Annotated in this window: 17 protein-coding genes and 1 riboswitch; of the genes, 13 read left to right on the forward strand and 4 right to left on the reverse strand. The window is 45.1% G+C overall.

What is annotated here, in order from left to right; all coding sequences use genetic code 11:
* Positions 1-51: 51 nt before the first annotated feature.
* Positions 52-145, reverse strand: a riboswitch (glycine riboswitch).
* 358 nt (positions 146-503) lie between these two features.
* Both AACV20_RS08430 and AACV20_RS08435 read left to right on the forward strand, forming a co-directional pair.
* Positions 504-662, forward strand: coding sequence for a hypothetical protein (locus AACV20_RS08430; RefSeq protein WP_010319274.1), 159 nt, complete (start codon positions 504-506; stop codon positions 660-662).
* A 19-nt stretch (positions 663-681) separates the two neighbouring features.
* A complete protein-coding gene (locus tag AACV20_RS08435; RefSeq protein WP_170907127.1) occupies positions 682-1,416 on the forward strand; it encodes a chromosome partitioning protein ParA in 735 nt (244 codons plus the stop codon).
* 68 nt (positions 1,417-1,484) lie between these two features.
* Here the strand turns inward: AACV20_RS08435 and AACV20_RS08440 are convergent, their stop codons facing one another.
* Positions 1,485-2,591 carry a M20/M25/M40 family metallo-hydrolase gene (locus tag AACV20_RS08440; protein WP_170907128.1) on the reverse strand — a complete coding sequence of 369 codons (1,107 nt, stop codon included), beginning with the start codon at positions 2,589-2,591 and terminating at the stop codon, positions 1,485-1,487.
* Positions 2,592-3,153: 562 nt separating this feature from the next.
* On the opposite strand from AACV20_RS08440, the gene hppD reads away from it, so the two are divergent.
* Genes hppD through maiA form a run of 4 tightly spaced genes read left to right on the forward strand, consistent with a single transcriptional unit; the run spans position 3,154 to position 7,034 of the window.
* A complete protein-coding gene (hppD, locus tag AACV20_RS08445; protein WP_013856844.1) occupies positions 3,154-4,227 on the forward strand; it encodes a 4-hydroxyphenylpyruvate dioxygenase in 1,074 nt (357 codons plus the stop codon).
* Positions 4,220-5,350 (forward strand): homogentisate 1,2-dioxygenase, encoded by a 1,131-nt coding sequence (locus AACV20_RS08450; RefSeq protein WP_096036405.1) that lies wholly within the window; start codon positions 4,220-4,222, stop codon positions 5,348-5,350. Before hppD ends, AACV20_RS08450 begins: the two co-directional genes overlap by 8 nt.
* A gap of 23 nt (positions 5,351-5,373) precedes the next feature.
* Positions 5,374-6,387 carry a fumarylacetoacetate hydrolase family protein gene (locus AACV20_RS08455; RefSeq protein WP_170907129.1) on the forward strand — a complete coding sequence of 338 codons (1,014 nt, stop codon included), beginning with the start codon at positions 5,374-5,376 and terminating at the stop codon, positions 6,385-6,387.
* On the forward strand, positions 6,384-7,034 hold the full coding sequence (gene maiA, locus AACV20_RS08460) for a maleylacetoacetate isomerase (RefSeq protein WP_170907130.1): 651 nt from the start codon (positions 6,384-6,386) through the stop codon (positions 7,032-7,034). Before AACV20_RS08455 ends, maiA begins: the two co-directional genes overlap by 4 nt.
* A 40-nt stretch (positions 7,035-7,074) precedes the next feature.
* Here maiA and AACV20_RS08465 read toward each other — a convergent pair whose 3' ends face one another.
* The 3 genes from AACV20_RS08465 to AACV20_RS08475 all read right to left on the reverse strand — a co-directional run bounded on the left by AACV20_RS08465 (position 7,075) and on the right by AACV20_RS08475 (position 10,435).
* Positions 7,075-8,586 (reverse strand): M28 family metallopeptidase, encoded by a 1,512-nt coding sequence (locus AACV20_RS08465; protein WP_170907131.1) that lies wholly within the window; start codon positions 8,584-8,586, stop codon positions 7,075-7,077.
* A 189-nt stretch (positions 8,587-8,775) separates the two neighbouring features.
* Positions 8,776-9,609: a CPBP family intramembrane glutamic endopeptidase gene (locus tag AACV20_RS08470; RefSeq protein WP_017047619.1), complete on the reverse strand. Its 834-nt coding sequence runs from the start codon at positions 9,607-9,609 to the stop codon at positions 8,776-8,778.
* 118 nt (positions 9,610-9,727) lie between these two features.
* Entirely contained in the window at positions 9,728-10,435 is a 708-nt protein-coding gene (locus AACV20_RS08475) for a glycerophosphoryl diester phosphodiesterase (RefSeq protein ID WP_115339797.1), read from the reverse strand.
* 165 nt (positions 10,436-10,600) lie between these two features.
* Between AACV20_RS08475 and AACV20_RS08480 the strand changes: the two genes are divergently transcribed.
* From AACV20_RS08480 to AACV20_RS08510, 7 genes are all read left to right on the forward strand, one after another.
* Positions 10,601-11,377, forward strand: a complete 777-nt coding sequence (locus AACV20_RS08480) for an MBL fold metallo-hydrolase (RefSeq protein ID WP_170907132.1) — start codon at positions 10,601-10,603, stop codon at positions 11,375-11,377.
* Between the two features lie 155 nt (positions 11,378-11,532).
* Positions 11,533-12,306 carry a DUF3450 domain-containing protein gene (locus AACV20_RS08485; RefSeq protein WP_019282153.1) on the forward strand — a complete coding sequence of 258 codons (774 nt, stop codon included), beginning with the start codon at positions 11,533-11,535 and terminating at the stop codon, positions 12,304-12,306.
* Positions 12,303-13,643, forward strand: coding sequence for a MotA/TolQ/ExbB proton channel family protein (locus tag AACV20_RS08490; RefSeq protein ID WP_047689424.1), 1,341 nt, complete (start codon positions 12,303-12,305; stop codon positions 13,641-13,643). The genes AACV20_RS08485 and AACV20_RS08490 overlap by 4 nt, the downstream gene beginning before the upstream one ends.
* The gene (locus AACV20_RS08495) at positions 13,643-14,191 is read left to right on the forward strand and encodes a MotA/TolQ/ExbB proton channel family protein (protein WP_170907133.1); all 549 of its coding nucleotides are present in this window, start codon (positions 13,643-13,645) and stop codon (positions 14,189-14,191) included. The genes AACV20_RS08490 and AACV20_RS08495 overlap by 1 nt, the downstream gene beginning before the upstream one ends.
* Positions 14,188-14,592 carry an ExbD/TolR family protein gene (locus tag AACV20_RS08500; RefSeq protein WP_013856855.1) on the forward strand — a complete coding sequence of 135 codons (405 nt, stop codon included), beginning with the start codon at positions 14,188-14,190 and terminating at the stop codon, positions 14,590-14,592. Before AACV20_RS08495 ends, AACV20_RS08500 begins: the two co-directional genes overlap by 4 nt.
* Positions 14,592-15,212, forward strand: coding sequence for an energy transducer TonB (locus AACV20_RS08505; protein ID WP_170907134.1), 621 nt, complete (start codon positions 14,592-14,594; stop codon positions 15,210-15,212). The genes AACV20_RS08500 and AACV20_RS08505 overlap by 1 nt, the downstream gene beginning before the upstream one ends.
* Positions 15,209-16,393 (forward strand): tetratricopeptide repeat protein, encoded by a 1,185-nt coding sequence (locus AACV20_RS08510; protein ID WP_170907135.1) that lies wholly within the window; start codon positions 15,209-15,211, stop codon positions 16,391-16,393. The genes AACV20_RS08505 and AACV20_RS08510 overlap by 4 nt, the downstream gene beginning before the upstream one ends.
* Positions 16,394-16,430: the final 37 nt, after the last annotated feature.

Here is a 16,430-nt window from a genome sequence, read left to right on the forward strand (position 1 = left end):
GATCACAGCAGGCCAGTGGTGAAGAAACCACACCTATTTATGATTGTAACTTTCCACTCCTCTGTCCTTTTGCCTGAGAGTTTCACCCCAAATAGGGTTTGCTCCTTCGGCGACCGATTAAACGGTTCTCTCCAGAGGTTCCTCCAACTACAGTCCTCGCCAGCTCTCATAAGAGAGAGCATTAGCACCTGAAAGATTTACTTCTTCGGCGAGCCTGTTTACTCATACTTTGAATAAACTAAGGCTACTCTCCTGCAGTCTTCATCGGAACTGATGATAAGTGCGCTTACCATCAAGGCGAGATATGTTACATAAAGCGTTTTTCAAGACAAGAAAAATTGTGCTTTTGATCTCAATTTGCTGCCGTTTGGTGGTTTGTTAACCATTTATAGACGTAAACGTAGGATGAGGGGGGAAAACTTTACGCTTGTTGTCGATTGTTCTACTTTTTTCTGACTTATCGCGTGTTATAAATGATATACACTACGTGAGAGGATAGGCTAATGACACGACTCATCACCATTATTTTATTGATCGCCATTGCTTTTATTTTTATTCGTTATCGTACCAACGAAAAGTTGCAAAAAGGGGTGGTGGTTTCTTTACTCACTGCTTTTGTCATTTATGCTGCCTCAATTGTGATTACTGAATTAACTCGCTGAGATAGATAGGAGCGAAAGAGTGAACAAACAGACGGACATTGATGCACAAGACGATGTCGTAGTGATTGAAGAACGAGACAAACGCACCTACGTCTACATCGCGTTAGCAGGGGTGTTGGGGTTAGCATTAGGTGGCTTAATCGGTTCAAGTATCACCACGAATAACTGGCAAAAAACATACCATCAGCTAGAAGAAAAATATGAACAGCTCACCCAAGATAAAAGCCAATTAGCTGAAAAAGTGCAATTAAAAGTCGCCAGTGTCGACGCTGAAGTAGCAAATAAACTTCAACAAGCATTAGAAGAGCAACAAAAGCAGTATCAGCAAGAGCTGGATCAAGCGCAAAGCCAATACCAAGCATTAATGGCAGAAAATAAAGCGCTGCAAGCGAAACTCAATACACAGGAAAATGCACTAGCGCAAGTTGAGAACAAAAATTCTAAATTAAATCGGCAAGCCGATATGCAGGCAACGATTTTTGAACGTTCACGCGAACTGTTCCAACGTGAATTGAAAATTAAGCAAGAGTTAGAAGCGCTGCAAAAAGAGAAAGAAACTTTAGTACCGAAGCTCAAAACGCTCAAAACCGATTGTGATGTCTACTTAGAAGGTAAGTCGTGGGATGCAAAATCAGACGCATGTGATAAGCAAGATGAAGCGAATTCAAGAATTAGCCAAATCGATCAGATGATCCAAGTTCACCGCATGGATTTAGGACAAATCAAAGCGTTAACGGAAAATATAGGCTTATAATTTATACAAATCCCACCAATGTTTCTTTAGCAGGCCTCGCGAAAATGAGGCCTGTTTTATCGTAAGGCTTATTCGGTCAAATACGTTGTTAGGAATTCTGCAATCTTCACCATATCACTGATCGCAATATACTCTTCGGTGGTGTGAACTTTCGCCATGCCCGTTGACAAATTGACAGTCACTAATCCTTTTTCGTTAAAGTTGTTTGCATCACTGCCTCCACCAGTACGTTTGGTTTTTGGTACAATCCCAACCGATTCAAAGCTCTTTTTGATCGCAGCGATATGCGGATGCTCTTCATCCAATACAAAGGCGTTGTAAGCACGAGTAGATTCAATCTCAACCTGCGCGCCATGCTTGTGCGCCGCGGCCTGAAAGGTTGACACCATATGTTCAACTTGTAGGCTCAACTTATCATCATTCAATGAGCGGACTTCAGCGACAATTCTAAGATCAGGCATGACGATATTCGTTGCGCCACCGCCATGAACAAGGCCGATATTCGCCGTGGTTTCCTCATCAATACGCAGCAATTTCATTTGGGTAATCGCATCGGCTGCGACGGCGATAGCGCTAATACCTTCTTCAGGAGCAAGGCCTGCGTGTGCGGGTTTGCCTTTGATATTAACGATGATTTTTTGCTGCCCTGGGGCGGCTTTAACGATGGTTCCTATTGGACCACCAGTGTCGAGTACAATCGCCTTAGCCGATTGAATATGAGACATATCAAAGTGTTTGGAGCCTTGTAGCCCGCCTTCTTCATGGACGGTGAATGCAATTTCAATGGTTTTATGAGGTTGTTTTTGCGCTTTAATCGTTAGGATCGCCTCCATAATTGCCGCAATACCCGATTTGTCATCGCCGCCTAAAATAGTTTCACCGTTAGAGCGAATGACGCCATTTTCAATGACGGGTGTAATGCCAATCCCCGGTTTGACGGTATCCATGTGACAGCTCAGTACGACACTGTCATCGAGTTGTCCTGCTAGGCGAGCATAAAGGTTAAAGCCATTGGAAACATGTTCAGGTACGGGCAGTTTTTGGACTGAAAAACCAAGCTCACCCAATTGTTCAGACAGCGTTTCTGCAATCTGTTTTTCGTTACCCGATTCGCTGTCAATTTGAATTAGTTGTAGAAAGTGCTCAACCAAGCGCTGTTCATTTATCATGGTCATTTTGTTATCTCGTAGGAAACAGAAGCCATACCATATCGCGTGTGGATGACGCGATGTTCTGCGATAAATCAAAGAAGCACGACAAAACAACCGAATTTTTCGCTTATATATTATAGCCAATGGCTATTGTTTTTAACTTAATGATTCACTTGTGTTGGCCTAATGTTTTGTTCGTGTAGCTCGACATATAAAAATCATGTGCGCCTAACACCTCGCCCGATTGTGTGTTTTTTGCCGGAGGCAGTGTCGGCTTTTGATAAATGTAGCTAAAATGTTACGCCGTGCTATTTATCTTACTGAGCAACTGGTTATGATTGACTTGTGATTAACGTGGCCAATTAAGTAAAAGTGCTTAGTATTCAGTCAAATAAAAACAAATCATCTCTGTGAAATTCGCTAATTTACTATCCTACTGCTCATTAATAGATTTGTGTAACATTTTAATTACATTGACACTATTTGTTCTCCGCTAAACCGTTTTTTGTTATAGGGTTCATTTTTGCTGAAAATTACGCCATGTTCGCAATACTCAACACAAGCGTTAACAAAAAAGGAGCGTGAGATGACCTCAACATTTAACCCATTGGGAACAGACGGTTTTGAATTTGTGGAGTACACCGCGGCTGATCCCGCTGGAATCGCGCAGTTAAAAGAGCTGTTTACTTCTCTTGGCTTTGCTGAGATAGCCAAACATCGCTCAAAAGAGGCGTGGTTATATCGTCAAGGGGATATCAATTTTATCGTTAACTCTCAACCCCATAGCCAAGCTGCAGCGTTTGCCAAAGTGCATGGACCTTCAGTGTGTGGGATGGCGTTTCGCGTTCATGATGCATCTGTCGCCATGCAGCATGTGCAGGCAAATGGCGGGCGAGAATACAAAACACAAATTGGCCCAATGGAACTGAGCATTCCTGCGATTTATGGAATTGGCGATAGCTTGCTTTATTTTGTCGATCGTTATGGTAGCCAGAGCATTTATGATGTGGATTTCAAGTTCTATGCCGATGCTAATCAACGAATGACCGACGCCAATGTTGGCTTGTTCGAAATTGACCACTTAACGCATAACGTCAAACAAGGCCACATGGACATTTGGTCTGGCTTTTATGAGCGGATTGGTAACTTCCGTGAAATTCGCTATTTTGATATTGAAGGAAAGCTAACTGGGTTAGTTAGCCGCGCAATGACAGCGCCTTGCGGCAAAATTCGCATCCCAATCAATGAATCGTCTGACGATAAATCACAAATAGAAGAGTTTATTCGTGAATACAATGGTGAGGGGATCCAACACATCGCTTTATCCACTGATGATATCTACCAGACGGTACGTACTCTGCGCGAGCGAGGGATGGATTTCATGCCGACACCGGATACTTACTACGAAAAAGTCAGTGATCGAGTTGAAGGGCATCAAGAAGATGTTGATCAGTTAAAAGCGCTGCGGATCCTGATTGATGGTGCACCGATGAAAGATGGAATTTTGCTGCAAATATTTACTCAAACCGTCATTGGCCCAGTCTTTTTTGAGATCATTCAACGCAAAGGCAATGAAGGGTTCGGGGAAGGTAATTTCAAAGCGTTATTTGAGTCGATTGAAGAAGATCAAATTCGACGAGGAGTACTCAGCGATGCATAAATGGATCACATTTCCTCATCGAGAAGGGGTATGTTCAAACCAAGCTCATGCCGACTTCCCGCAAGAGGCCATCTATGAAAGAGAAGCAGGACGCAGTGGCTTTTTTGGCCCTGCGGCCCATTTCCATCACCAACATGCACCGACTGGGTGGAGTGAATGGCAAGGTGAGTTAAGGCCGAGAGCCTTTAATTTTAATTTGATCGAGCAAGCCAAACAAAGTTCACCGTGGAGCGTGCCGCACCTATTGCATAATGCACAATGTAAAGTACGAGTATGGAAGCTGGCTCAAGCGATGGATCATTTAGTGCGTAACGCCGATGGTGATGAGTTACTTTTTATTCATCAAGGAAGCGCTGATTTTTATTGCGATTACGGACACTTGAGCGTTTCACAAGGGGATTATGTGTTGATCCCGCGCTCAACCAATTGGCGGCTTGAGCCAAGTGAGCCGATGTTCATTCTAATGATAGAGAATACGGATGCGGCGTATGCTTTGCCAGAAAAAGGGCTAGTAGGGAACCACGCCATATTCGATCCTGCGGTTTTGCAAGTCCCGTCGATTAATCCAGAGTTTAAAGCGCAGTATTCAGAAAAGACCACCCAAGTTCATTTAAAACGTCATGAGAAAATCAGCGTCATTACTTATCCATTTAACCCATTGGATGCAGTAGGTTGGCACGGTGATCTTTCCGTGGTGAAACTCAACTGGCGAGACATTCGGCCGTTGATGTCGCATCGCTATCATTTGCCGCCCTCCGCTCACACAACGTTTGTTGGCCAAGGTTTTGTGGTCTGCACCTTTGTGCCTCGGCCGATTGAGAGTGACCCCGGCGCTTTAAAGGTTCCGTTTTATCATAACAATGATGATTACGATGAAGTGCTCTTCTACCATGCGGGTGATTTCTTTAGCCGCGATAATATTGAAGCTGGCATGGTCACTTTTCATCCTGCCGGGTTTACCCATGGCCCACATCCGAAAGCGTTCCAAGCTGGGCAAGAGTATAAGAAAAAATTTACCGATGAAGTGGCTGTGATGATTGATACGCGGCATGCATTACACTTTAGTGAGGCGGCGCAGCAGGTTGAAAATCAACAGTACGTCTACAGTTGGAAGAGCGAATAAACGAATAAGAATAAGGAAGTGACATGAAGTTAGCTACGCTAAAAAACGGCACAAGAGATGGGTTATTGGTTGTGGTCAGCCATGACTTATCAAAATGCGTTGCTGTGCCTGAAATTGCCGAGCATTTACAGCAAGCCTTAGACCGTTGGCAGGAAACCGCACCGATGCTCAGCGAAATTTACACGGCGCTGAATGAAGGCGAATTGCTGCAAGAGATGCGGTTTGATCAAACCTTGTGTCATTCGCCGCTGCCTAGAGCGTATCAATGGGCCGACGGTTCTGCTTACGTCAACCATGTTGAGTTAGTACGAAAAGCACGAGGAGCAGAGATCCCTGAAAGTTTCTGGAGTGATCCGTTAATGTATCAAGGTGGTTCGGATGCTTTTCTTGGACCGCGTGATGATATTCAAATGCAAGATGAAGCATGGGGAATTGATTTTGAAGCCGAAGTGGCCGTGATCACCGATGATGTCAGAATGGGTGCAACCCTAAGTGAAGCGGCGCAAGCGATTCGATTGGTGATGTTGGTTAACGATGTGTCGCTGCGTGGTGTGATCCCTCAAGAGCTTGCTAAAGGATTTGGTTTTTTTCAATCCAAACCGTCTTCAGCATTCTCTCCTGTCGCTGTGACACCCGATGAACTAGGCTGCCATTGGGACGGCGGAAAACTCAACCTGCCATTGCTATCAACCTATAACAATAAACCATTTGGTTGCCCCAATGCTGGCGTGGACATGACGTTTGAATTTCCACAGTTAATTGCTCACGCAGCAAAAACGCGCCCATTGTGCGCGGGCACTATTATTGGTTCTGGTACAGTTTCTAATAAACAGGGAACCGATTTTGGCAGTGCGATTGCTGAAGGGGGAGTCGGCTATTCATGCATTGCAGAAGTGCGAATGATTGAAACCATTCGGGACGGTAAACCAAGCACCGAATTTATGAAATTTGGTGACAGGATAACGTTAGAAATGCGTGATGATAAAGGGAACAGCCTGTTTGGTTTAATCGATCAACGCGTGGTGAAAGGGTCATGAGTAGCCTCAAGTTATATGGGTATTGGCGCTCTTCAGCCGCTTACCGAGTACGCATCGCACTTCACCTCAAGGCGCTCGATTACCAGTCGATTGCTATCCATTTAGTTAAGGAGGGCGGAGTGCAACATTCAACCGAGTTTAGCGCTCTCAACTCGAGTGAGTTAATTCCGGTACTGGAAGATAACGGACATTGCATTACTCAGTCGTTAACCATCATCGAATATTTGGATGACCAATATCCCCAAGTCCGTTTGGTTCCGTTATCAGGTAAAGAGAAATATCAGGTTAAAGCACTGGCGCAAGACATTGCTATTGATATTCATCCACTGAACAATCTACGAGTTTTACAATATTTAACGCGTGAACTGGCCGTGGATGAAAGTCAAAAAGGAGACTGGTATCGGCATTGGATAGCCACGGGGTTTCATGCCTTGGAAAAGAAATTGGCGACAGTATCAGGAGAATACTGTGTTAGTGATCAACTGAGCTTAGTGGATGTTTGTTTAGTACCACAAGTGTATAACGCGGAGCGCTTTAATCTTGATATGGCGCAGTTTCCGATCATCAAACGAATCACTGCAGAGCTTCGTGCTCATCCTGCGTTTATTGCCGCCGCACCAGAAAACCAGCCCGATGCTGAGAGTTAATCGATTAGCCAGCCTTGCGGCTGGCTTTTCTTTGCGCTGTTTATTGAGCATTCGCCACTAAACTTGCATTGCTGTAATTGTTGTATCCATGCAGCAAAATAGAATAGCGGCCCGGTTGAGCATTGGAGAACTGACACGTTTCATTATTGCCACTGCGATAAGGACGGCAGTCGTATTGCTGTAGATCAGCATCAGTTTGATACTTAACGTATAAATCGGCATCGCCGCTTCCCCCTGACAATACAATACTCAAGTTGCCCGCTTCCTGCAGTTCGAATTGATACCAGGTTTTGCTATTTCTGCTGGCCGATAAACCGTTCACAGGTACGCCATTTTTCAGTTGATTACTCGGTGTAGGCGGTGTTGAGGCGTTACCCATTTCAACCACATAAGCCAATCCAAGTTTAGTAAATTTCACCGCATGCAATCCTGTTGGGTCGGAATTTTGCAGAGTGTCTTGCGGGCTATGAATATTAGGGTTGTAATCATTAAATTTGGATTCAAAAGGCATCGCGGCTGGGTAACCAACCGCATGCCAAGAGGCATGATCAGAGCAGGCATAGCCACAGGTATCAAATCCATAGGTTAATGACGGTAAATATTCATCCAATAGTTGTGTCAAATACTGGGTAAAATTACTGTCGGTGTAATCGGTTATGAAGACAATATCTTCGCGTGAACCTTGGTAGTTAGTCATGTCTAACTGCATCACAGACATTACTTTTTTACCTTCGGCTTTAAAACGATTGGCTAAGTCTTGTGAACCTCTAAGGCCCACTTCTTCAGCAGCGTAAGCCATGAAAGCGATGCTGCGTTTAGGACGAAAATTTTGCTCAGACAACAAACGGATGATTTCTGTCACGCCCGCGATACCTGATGCATCGTCGTCCGCACCCGGCGCAATACTGCTTTCGTTGGTTCGAGAACCAAGTGTCGAGTCTAAATGCCCGCCAATCACCACCCATTCGTCAGGTTTTTCAGAGCCTGTAATTGTGAGCATTACCGATTTCTGGTTGTAGCCTGAATGTGTGATTTGTTCTACTTTGCTTGCGGGCAGTGACGCAGAGAGTGAGCGCCAATGATCTGCAATCCAATTCGATGCTTGAGCACCAGTCGAGGTGGTATAAAAGCGATTTTTAAACTGGGTTAAGGTGGTGATGGTACTGGTGATTTGTTGCGCTGATACTGATGGCAACCAAGCGTTAACGGTGGTTTGCTGAGTTATTTCTGGTGCACTGAAAGCGTTTAGATTCAGCGGCATTGCGCTGACACTCATCGCACTTTGTGCAGAAGGGTGGACCATATAACCACCACATCGCTGATGATTTTCGTGCATTTCATGTGAAAGCGTCGCCAACTCGCTTACTGGTACTTGCCCAACCCATACTGATGTTTGATTGATAAGATTTTCAGGTAATAGGCTTTGGGCTCCAGAGCGAAGCGCCGTTTGCGTCGCGTCACCACCAATGGAAATCCACACCTTTTCTTCTGCATAAGCGGTACTGAAACAGCCTGCTAGCGCAATCGCCAATAACGTTTGTTTCTGGTTCATTCTCTCCTCCCTGGAGTATTATTATCAACATGACGTTGACCATAAACCCTAGGCCAAAAATAGGAATAATGAGAACAATTCGTTTTATACTCAGTTGTTCATAACGGTTGTCACTAAACTATCAATAAGGTATTTCATCGACTGAAAAAAAGAAAAAAGCCAGCGAAAACTTCAGCTGGCTTAAAGGTTTTAACGCTGTACCCATACTGGATAAGTGAAGAAAATAAGGTGGGAAAAATTAAAGAGAAAGTGGAAGAGTACAGCCGTCCATAAACGCCCGCTTAGATGATAGATCGCGCCGTAGCCAATACCAGCTAATGTGGCAAATAGCGCCAAAGTCACGCCGCCAGAAAAATGCGCAAGACCAAATAGGATACTAGCGAGCGCAATACCTAGCCATAGACCGAATTTTTCACTAACGGCTTTTTGTAAATAGCCCCGGAAAAATGCTTCTTCCACCACACAGGTTAAAAGCAAATTATTGAGAGCAAAGAGCCACCACCAAGTCGGTAAAGATAACTCGGGCTTAATTGCGCCAAGCGCCCATGCGACAAAAAGCAAAGCAAAAAGAGGAATCGACACTTTACCGATCGCGGCCCAACGAATGGTTTGATGGTTGCCAAGGAGTGGCGGCCAAGCGAGTAGCAAAGCAAAAAATACCATAGGTTTATCTAGGTTCAAGTAGAGACGAAAGGGGGCACTATTTGCACCAGCCACCACATTATCCAGCACTTTAGGGTTATTAAAACCAGGAATAGCATGCAGCAGCAGTGCAATTGCCCATAATAGCAACGCACCATGAGCAAACCATTTCCAGCGGCCTTTCAGTTGTGGGATGTAATAAGCACCACATAATCCAATGGCGACATACAGCAGGGCCATTAACGATAATCGGTCTGTGAACCATCCGCCCACTAACGACAGTGCTAGCAAGGCGAATGCTGGACGTAATTGCTTTTGAAAACTGAAGATAACGGCAAAAAGCAGCGGGATCCAAATCCATAACGATGAGTCAAGTATCATAGAGAGTACCTTAGGAAATCATCCATATTATTGAGTGATGACAGAGTGGAAGAGTGGCGCATTATGAAGAATCATTCTCAATAAAGAGATTCTACCAGTCAGCTAAACGCTTGCAGGCTTACAAAAAGCACTGTGGATCGTCACTAAAAATGGCGTCAACCGAGTTGAGATGTTTGAACTTTTTCGGATTATTCACCGTGTAGCACCAAATTTGGTAACCCGCTTGATGTAACTCGGCAATGTGTTTTGCACTGATCCATTGATAATTAAGGTTACAGCCAAAGGCGTCAATTTCGGCTAACACTTGCTTATCTTTACGCGTTAATCGCTCGCTCAACACCGCCAATTTATAACCCGGACAATGCTGATAAAGCTCGCGCATGATAGCGTGGCTAAAACTGGAGAGAACAATCTGTTCATTCGGTAATCCACATTGATCCAGTTGCGCTTTAAGCTGAGCAGCGACTTGAGCAACATCGTGTTTATCCACTTTGACTTCAATGTTTAAACCAAGGCTGTGCTGCTTTGCGAGTGTCAGCAACGTCTCTAATGTCATGATGGGTTCGCCTGCAAATTGAGGATCAAACCAACCGCCAAAATCGAACTGTTGTAATTGCTCAAGCGTGTAAGAATCAATGCGCCCTTTACCATTACTGCAACGATTAATGGTGTGATCGTGGCAAACAACCAATATGTGATCTTGAGTCGGTTGCACATCCACTTCAACCCACTTTAGGCCTAAATCAATAGCGGCTTGCACACTCACTTGCGTATTTTCAGGGTAATGGCCGGCCACTCCGCGGTGGCCAATAATCATAGGCTTCATAGCGTTATCTCCACACAATTAAAACCGGCTCAGCATAGCGCGCGCCTTCTATTTTGTCTTCAAATTGATGGAAATGAGAGACGACGCGCTTTGGACATCACTTTCGCTAATGCTATGCTTATCCAACATCAGGCAGGAGGTCTGATCTGTCAAGTAGGGATAACGGTGAAGCTACATACGATCAAAGGCTATATTCAGAATATGTATCTGGCTGAATATCCAGAACGATTATTACTGCTAGACGGTGCAAGTCGAGCAGACATTCCTACGTTGCAGCACTTCATTGAGAATGAACTGAACCGTCCTTTTTCACATCTGCATACCGTTGTGGTAACTCACATGCATCCAGATCACGCTGGGGCGGCTCATCAATTGCGTGCATTAACGGGTTGTAAAATCATCTCTGCCAATAAAGATCATGATTGGTATCGTGGCTTGGACGGATTTTGTATGCATCTAGCAGATCTTGCGCTTGCGCGTTGGATGGCGAATCGCCTAGGCCGCCCGCGGCAGAATTTATGGTATCCACGTGTCTTAAAGCCTGATATTAAGCTCAACGATGGCGACACTATTCCTCATTTTAACGAATGGCAAATCTTAGAAACTCCAGGGCATACCGACCGAGATTTGTCTGTCTACCATGCACAGCAAGGCATTGTGTATGTTGCTGATTTAATGGTTGAAGTGAAAAAGCAGTTGATTGCCCCTTTTCCTACTTTCCATCCCAATCAATATCGCCAGTCACTTGAACGGATCTTCAAGCTCAACCCAGAAACACTGCTTCTTGCACACGGCAAAGAGGGGCGTTTGAGCGAAAAAACCTACCAACACCTGCTAAATACCGCACCTATACGGCCCATCACACATTGGCGAGTGGTCAAAATAAAAGTCAAAAGTTTAATGAAGTCTGTTTGGCAATTTGGGGTCAGCAAAGGTAAATAAAGGGTAGCTGGCTTTAAAACTCATCAGCAAAGAGTGTTCGGTGCATACTGTGGTTGTTTGCACCGGAAAAAATCGTTAGAATGCGATCCTTGATGATAATGAGAGCTTTTATCAACAAGGTGATAACACTTCGTTGAAGGTAATGAATAACGTCTATGAATCTTTTAAAAATCAGCTTGTCCTTGGTGGCGACTACCAGTTTGTTCGCAGTAAATGCTTCTACACTCAGTGACGCGAATGCCATCCAAAATAAAACCAATTCGGCTTCAGTCGCCAGCCAACAGAACATCAATCACAGTTCTCAATCAGCGTTGCTGATGCAAGCTGATATCGATCAGTTAAAAGAAGAAGTGAAAAATCTCACTATTTATCGTAATCACTTGGCATCGCTGGTGGAAAACCAGAATCAGGAAGCGCAAAGTCTATCGTCACAAATTGATGAGATAAAACTGACTCGCCAAGGCATCGTTCCTTTGATGTATCAGATGATCGACGGGCTACGTACCCTAATCGAAAACGACAAACCATTAAAGCGCGAAACGCGTTTAGAGCGTTTAGAAAAGCTGGAATCGATGATGGTGCGATCGGATGTCAGCGATGCTGAAAAATACCGCCGTATTCTTGAAGCGTACCAAATCGAAATTGATTACGGGACTAAACTGGGTGTTTATCAAGGCGCAGTGGTGCTCAATGAAAACAAAACCATTGAAGCTGACATTTTATACGTTGGCCGTTTATCGCTGGTGGCTCGTAGCTTAAATGGCAAACAGTATTGGAGCTGGAGCCAAAACTCGCACCAGTGGACCGATGTCGATAGTGGGTTATATGCCGATTTAGATACCGCTTTCAAAATGGCCAACAATTTAATTACACCAAACTTAATGACGATACCTGTTTCACTTGAGTTAGTAGAGGAGCAAAGCAAATGAAGATGGTTTTCTCTCTCTCATCACTCTGTTTAACACTATTGGCTTTCAACAGCTTTGCTTCTACGGAATTAGTCAGCAACGCCAAAGTGGAAAACAAACAGCAGCAGCAGCACAATATCGAACGCGAAGCGGGTTTTAAACAAACCGAACAGCAGCTACGCCGCGCCAAAGCAGAGCTAGAAGCTCAGCGCCAAGATTTACAAGCGCAAGCGGATAAGCTAAGCACGCAATTCAGTAATAATGAAAACCGACTAGCACGTTTAGAAGAGCAGCTTCGCTTAGAAACAGGAAGCCTTGGAGAGCTGTTTGGTGTGGTACGCCAAAATGCCAAAGCATTAAGCAGTGAATTGGAATCTTCCATCACTGCGGTTGATCGCCATCAGTATACATCGCGGGTACAAGAAATTGTCGCCGCAAAATCTTTACCCTCGATGCCGCAGCTGACAGGGTTATGGCACAGCTATGTTGAACAGATCATCGCCAGTGGTGAGCTAAGCCGCGTTCAGATCGCATTTATCAATGGTGACGGTGTCACGCAAAATGTGGCCGCCTATCGTATTGGAACCTTTGGTTTGGTGACAGAGCAAGGTTATGTCAAATGGAACGGGGATAAACAAGCCGCCACCGCTTATTTGAAACAACCGGACAATGGACCGATTTTCTCTGGCCTAAATACGGGGGAAATCGAAAGCTTAGTGGTCGATCCTTCGCGTGGCATCATGCTTGAACAGCTAGCCCTTACGCCAACATTAGCCGAACGGCTACAAATGGGTGGTGCGGTTGGTAACATCATTTTGGTACTGCTTGGTATTGGTTTAATCATCGCTTTCTATCGCGGCTTCGCATTGGTGATGACTCACCACAAGATCAAAGCGCAGCTTAAAGATGTACAGAAAATTGGTAATAACCCATTGGGGCGTGTACTCAGCGTCTATAACAAAGAGCAAAATCGCAGCGTAGAAGCGTTGGAGCTGCGCTTGCTGGAAGCGGTGGTCGATGAACAAGCGCATTTGGAAAAAGGTTTATCGATGCTGAAGTTATTAGCCGCGATTGCGCCGATGCTTGGGCTATTGGGTACGGTGACCGGCATGATTGAAACCTTCCAAGTGATCACACAATTTGGTAACGGTGATCCAAAAGTAATGGCGGGTGGTATTTCAATGGCCTTGGTGACTACCGTGCTGGGTTTAGTCTCTGCGATCCCACTATTATTAGCTCATAATATCTTAAGCTCTCAAGCGGAAAATATTCGCTCTATTTTAGAAAAGCAGGGGATTGGCCTCGTTGCTGCGCAAGCAGAGCAAGAATGTCAAGCTTCAATGAGGAATGCGGCGTAATGAACAGCGTATTGCCAAGCGCACTGCTCAGCAATGACTGGCTAGCAACCTTGCAGCAGTTTATGCAGCAAGGGGGTATCGTCTTATGGTGGCTAGCTGGGGTGGTGGCGCTTTATTGGTTGTTGATCATCGAACGCGTACTGTTTGTGGTATTGAGCTTTCCTAAATATCGAAAAGGGTGGTTAGAGCAATGGCATCAACGCGTGGAACACCATTCATGGTATGCCCATGCGATTCGCGAGGGTTGGCTTGGTGAAGCACAACAGATGCTGCGCCACAACCTTAACATGATCAAACTGCTCGTCACACTTTGCCCAATGTTAGGGCTGCTCGGCACCGTCACCGGAATGATCTCTGTGTTTGATGTGATGGCAAATCAAGGCAGCAGCGATCCTAAATTGATGGCATCTGGCATTTCATTGGCCACATTACCGACAATGGCCGGAATGGTCGCGGCCCTTGCGGGCATGTTTGTGCATGCCCGTCTTGCAAAAAAGTGTCATCTACTTGAATTAAAATTAGAAAAATCGTTAAGGAGTTTGCGATGAGATTAGGCAGACGCCAGCCAAGAAATGATGAAGCGCAGATAGACTTAACATCGATGCTCGACATCGTCTTTATCATGCTGATTTTTTTCATTGTTACCAGCTCATTTGTTCGTGAATCAGGTGTTGAGGTTAACCGCCCTCAAGCTTCTCACGCGGTGAGTCAGAAAGATGCGGGTATTTTTGTCGCTATCAATGCATCCAATGATATTTACATCGATAAACGCTTGATTGATGTTGAACGTGTAGAGGCCACCCTAGAACATCTGCTACTCGAACAACCAGATGCGGCGTTAGTGATTCAAGCGGATGAACATGCTTATAACGGTACGGTTGTTAAAGTGATGGATGCGGCCAAAGGGGCCGGAGTGAAAAATATCGCATTGGCGGCGGAGAAGCGTTAATGGGACGTTTACTGCTTGCTTTGCCAATTGCAGGAGCGATTTCGCTGGCGCTGTTCAGTTTTATGGCGTGGATGGTGGATAACGGTAACCAACACGCTGTAAAACCAACTCAAGCACTGCGATTTAACATGGTGATGATGGAACAAGAACACGATTTAGAGCGTCGCCAACGTAGCGTTCCGGAACCTTTAAAGTTGCCTGAGCCGCCACCGCAAGCACAAGTGACACAGTCACAAACTACCGCTACGGCCGCTACATCACTCACTAGTTTACCAGCTTTGGGTTTGGATACAGCGCTTAATGGGGTGGCGATTAGCGCACCAACCTTTGGTGATTTTGGCTCAAACCAGCAAGCAATGCCGTTATATCGTGTCGAGCCGCTTTATCCAAGCCGAGCTCTAAAGCGAGGCGTAGAAGGTTTCGTTACATTAAGCTTTACCATTGATACAACAGGAAAAGCCGTCGACATCAATGTCGTCGATGCCAATCCTAAACGTATGTTTGAGCGTGAAGCGATGCAAGCGCTGAAAAAATGGAAGTATCAACCTCAGATTGTTGACGGCAAAGCTATTGAGCAGCCGGGACAAACCGTGACTGTGGAGTTTAAAATCGCCAAATGATGAAACGTATGTTGATTGGCTTATCACTTGTTATCGGCTCGCTCTCTTTAAATGCGAGCGAATTAAGTGCGACAACAGTCCTGAAAGTGCAAAAAGCACAGCAATTTGCATTAGAAGAGAACCTCACTCAAGCCATTGAGGTACTGAGCAGTGTTGAAACGTCACGTCTTTACGATAAAGCATTTGTTGCCCGGATGCTTGGTGTGTTTTATTGGCAAAGTGGTCAGCCCAAAGCGGCAGTCAAACAGATCAAGTACGCTGTAGAGAGTGGAGAGCTGCAAGATGAGCAGGCATGGACCACCGAACGTATGTTGGCTGATCTGTATGTCAATGAACAACAATTTGAAAAGGCGTTACCGCACTACTACCAATTATTGAAATCCGTTCCTCCTTCACAGAAAGTAGACGATCTGTGGTTGCGTATCGCACAAACCCACTACCAAATTGCACAATGGAAAAAAGTGCTGCATGCGTTGGATAAATACCAAACCGTGACACCACTCAATACTAAAAACCCACTGTCACTTAAATTAGGTGCGCAGCTTCAGCTAGAACAATGGAAGGCGGCCATTCCAACTTTAGAAAAACTGATCATGCTGGAGCCTGACCAAGCCAGTTGGTGGCGACAGTTGGTCGGTTTACATCTGCGTTTAGATCAGCGTCGTCAAGCATTAAACAGTCTAGCGTTAGCCAAATTACAAGGTATGGAATTAACCGATAAGGATAAACACTTGCTCGCGCAGTTGTATGCGCAAAATGGCATTCCAGAACGTGCGGCGCAAGTTCTGCAAACATTATCTGATGCTGATCAAGACTTAACTTTACTGAAAGAGCAAGCCACTTACTGGCAGCAAGCCAAAGAATGGCAATCCGCGATCAGAACATGGACAAAAGCAGCTGAACAGGATGAGCAATACTATTGGCAAGTGGCGCTGCTGTACAACCAGCAAGGGCAATTTAAAGAAGCGTTACAGGCGTTGGATAAAGTCACCACGCGCGAGAAAAAAGCCGATGTCGCGTTAGCGCGAGTTCATGCGCTGTACAAACTCAATCAACTCGATAATGCTCTATACCAAGCCAAGCAAGCTGAAAACCTAAACCCATCAAGCCATGCCAAAGGATGGATCAAATTCCTTTCTCGTTTACAAAAAGTTCAGCAAGCGCAAACTGCTAATATCTGATCATAGCGCCTCATCTGCCCGATGATGAGGCGTCTGA

The organism is Vibrio sp. B4-6, from assembly GCF_963888245.1.
GTDB lineage: Bacteria > Pseudomonadota > Gammaproteobacteria > Enterobacterales > Vibrionaceae > Vibrio > Vibrio anguillarum.

Bases quoted from the DNA above. Each gene is read 5' to 3' on its own strand.
- AACV20_RS08465 (WP_170907131.1), bottom strand. From the start codon at position 8,586: ATGAACCAGAAACAAACGTTATTGGCGATTGCGCTAGCAGGCTGTTTC.
- maiA (WP_170907130.1), top strand. From the start codon at position 6,384: ATGAGTAGCCTCAAGTTATATGGGTATTGGCGCTCTTCAGCCGCTTAC.
- AACV20_RS08450 (WP_096036405.1), top strand. From the start codon at position 4,220: ATGCATAAATGGATCACATTTCCTCATCGAGAAGGGGTATGTTCAAAC.
- AACV20_RS08430 (WP_010319274.1), top strand. From the start codon at position 504: ATGACACGACTCATCACCATTATTTTATTGATCGCCATTGCTTTTATT.
- AACV20_RS08475 (WP_115339797.1), bottom strand. From the start codon at position 10,435: ATGAAGCCTATGATTATTGGCCACCGCGGAGTGGCCGGCCATTACCCT.
- AACV20_RS08510 (WP_170907135.1), top strand. From the start codon at position 15,209: ATGATGAAACGTATGTTGATTGGCTTATCACTTGTTATCGGCTCGCTC.
- AACV20_RS08470 (WP_017047619.1), bottom strand. From the start codon at position 9,609: ATGATACTTGACTCATCGTTATGGATTTGGATCCCGCTGCTTTTTGCC.
- AACV20_RS08490 (WP_047689424.1), top strand. From the start codon at position 12,303: ATGAAGATGGTTTTCTCTCTCTCATCACTCTGTTTAACACTATTGGCT.
- AACV20_RS08455 (WP_170907129.1), top strand. From the start codon at position 5,374: ATGAAGTTAGCTACGCTAAAAAACGGCACAAGAGATGGGTTATTGGTT.
- AACV20_RS08495 (WP_170907133.1), top strand. From the start codon at position 13,643: ATGAACAGCGTATTGCCAAGCGCACTGCTCAGCAATGACTGGCTAGCA.
- hppD (WP_013856844.1), top strand. From the start codon at position 3,154: ATGACCTCAACATTTAACCCATTGGGAACAGACGGTTTTGAATTTGTG.
- AACV20_RS08500 (WP_013856855.1), top strand. From the start codon at position 14,188: ATGAGATTAGGCAGACGCCAGCCAAGAAATGATGAAGCGCAGATAGAC.
- AACV20_RS08485 (WP_019282153.1), top strand. From the start codon at position 11,533: ATGAATCTTTTAAAAATCAGCTTGTCCTTGGTGGCGACTACCAGTTTG.
- AACV20_RS08505 (WP_170907134.1), top strand. From the start codon at position 14,592: ATGGGACGTTTACTGCTTGCTTTGCCAATTGCAGGAGCGATTTCGCTG.
- AACV20_RS08440 (WP_170907128.1), bottom strand. From the start codon at position 2,591: ATGACCATGATAAATGAACAGCGCTTGGTTGAGCACTTTCTACAACTA.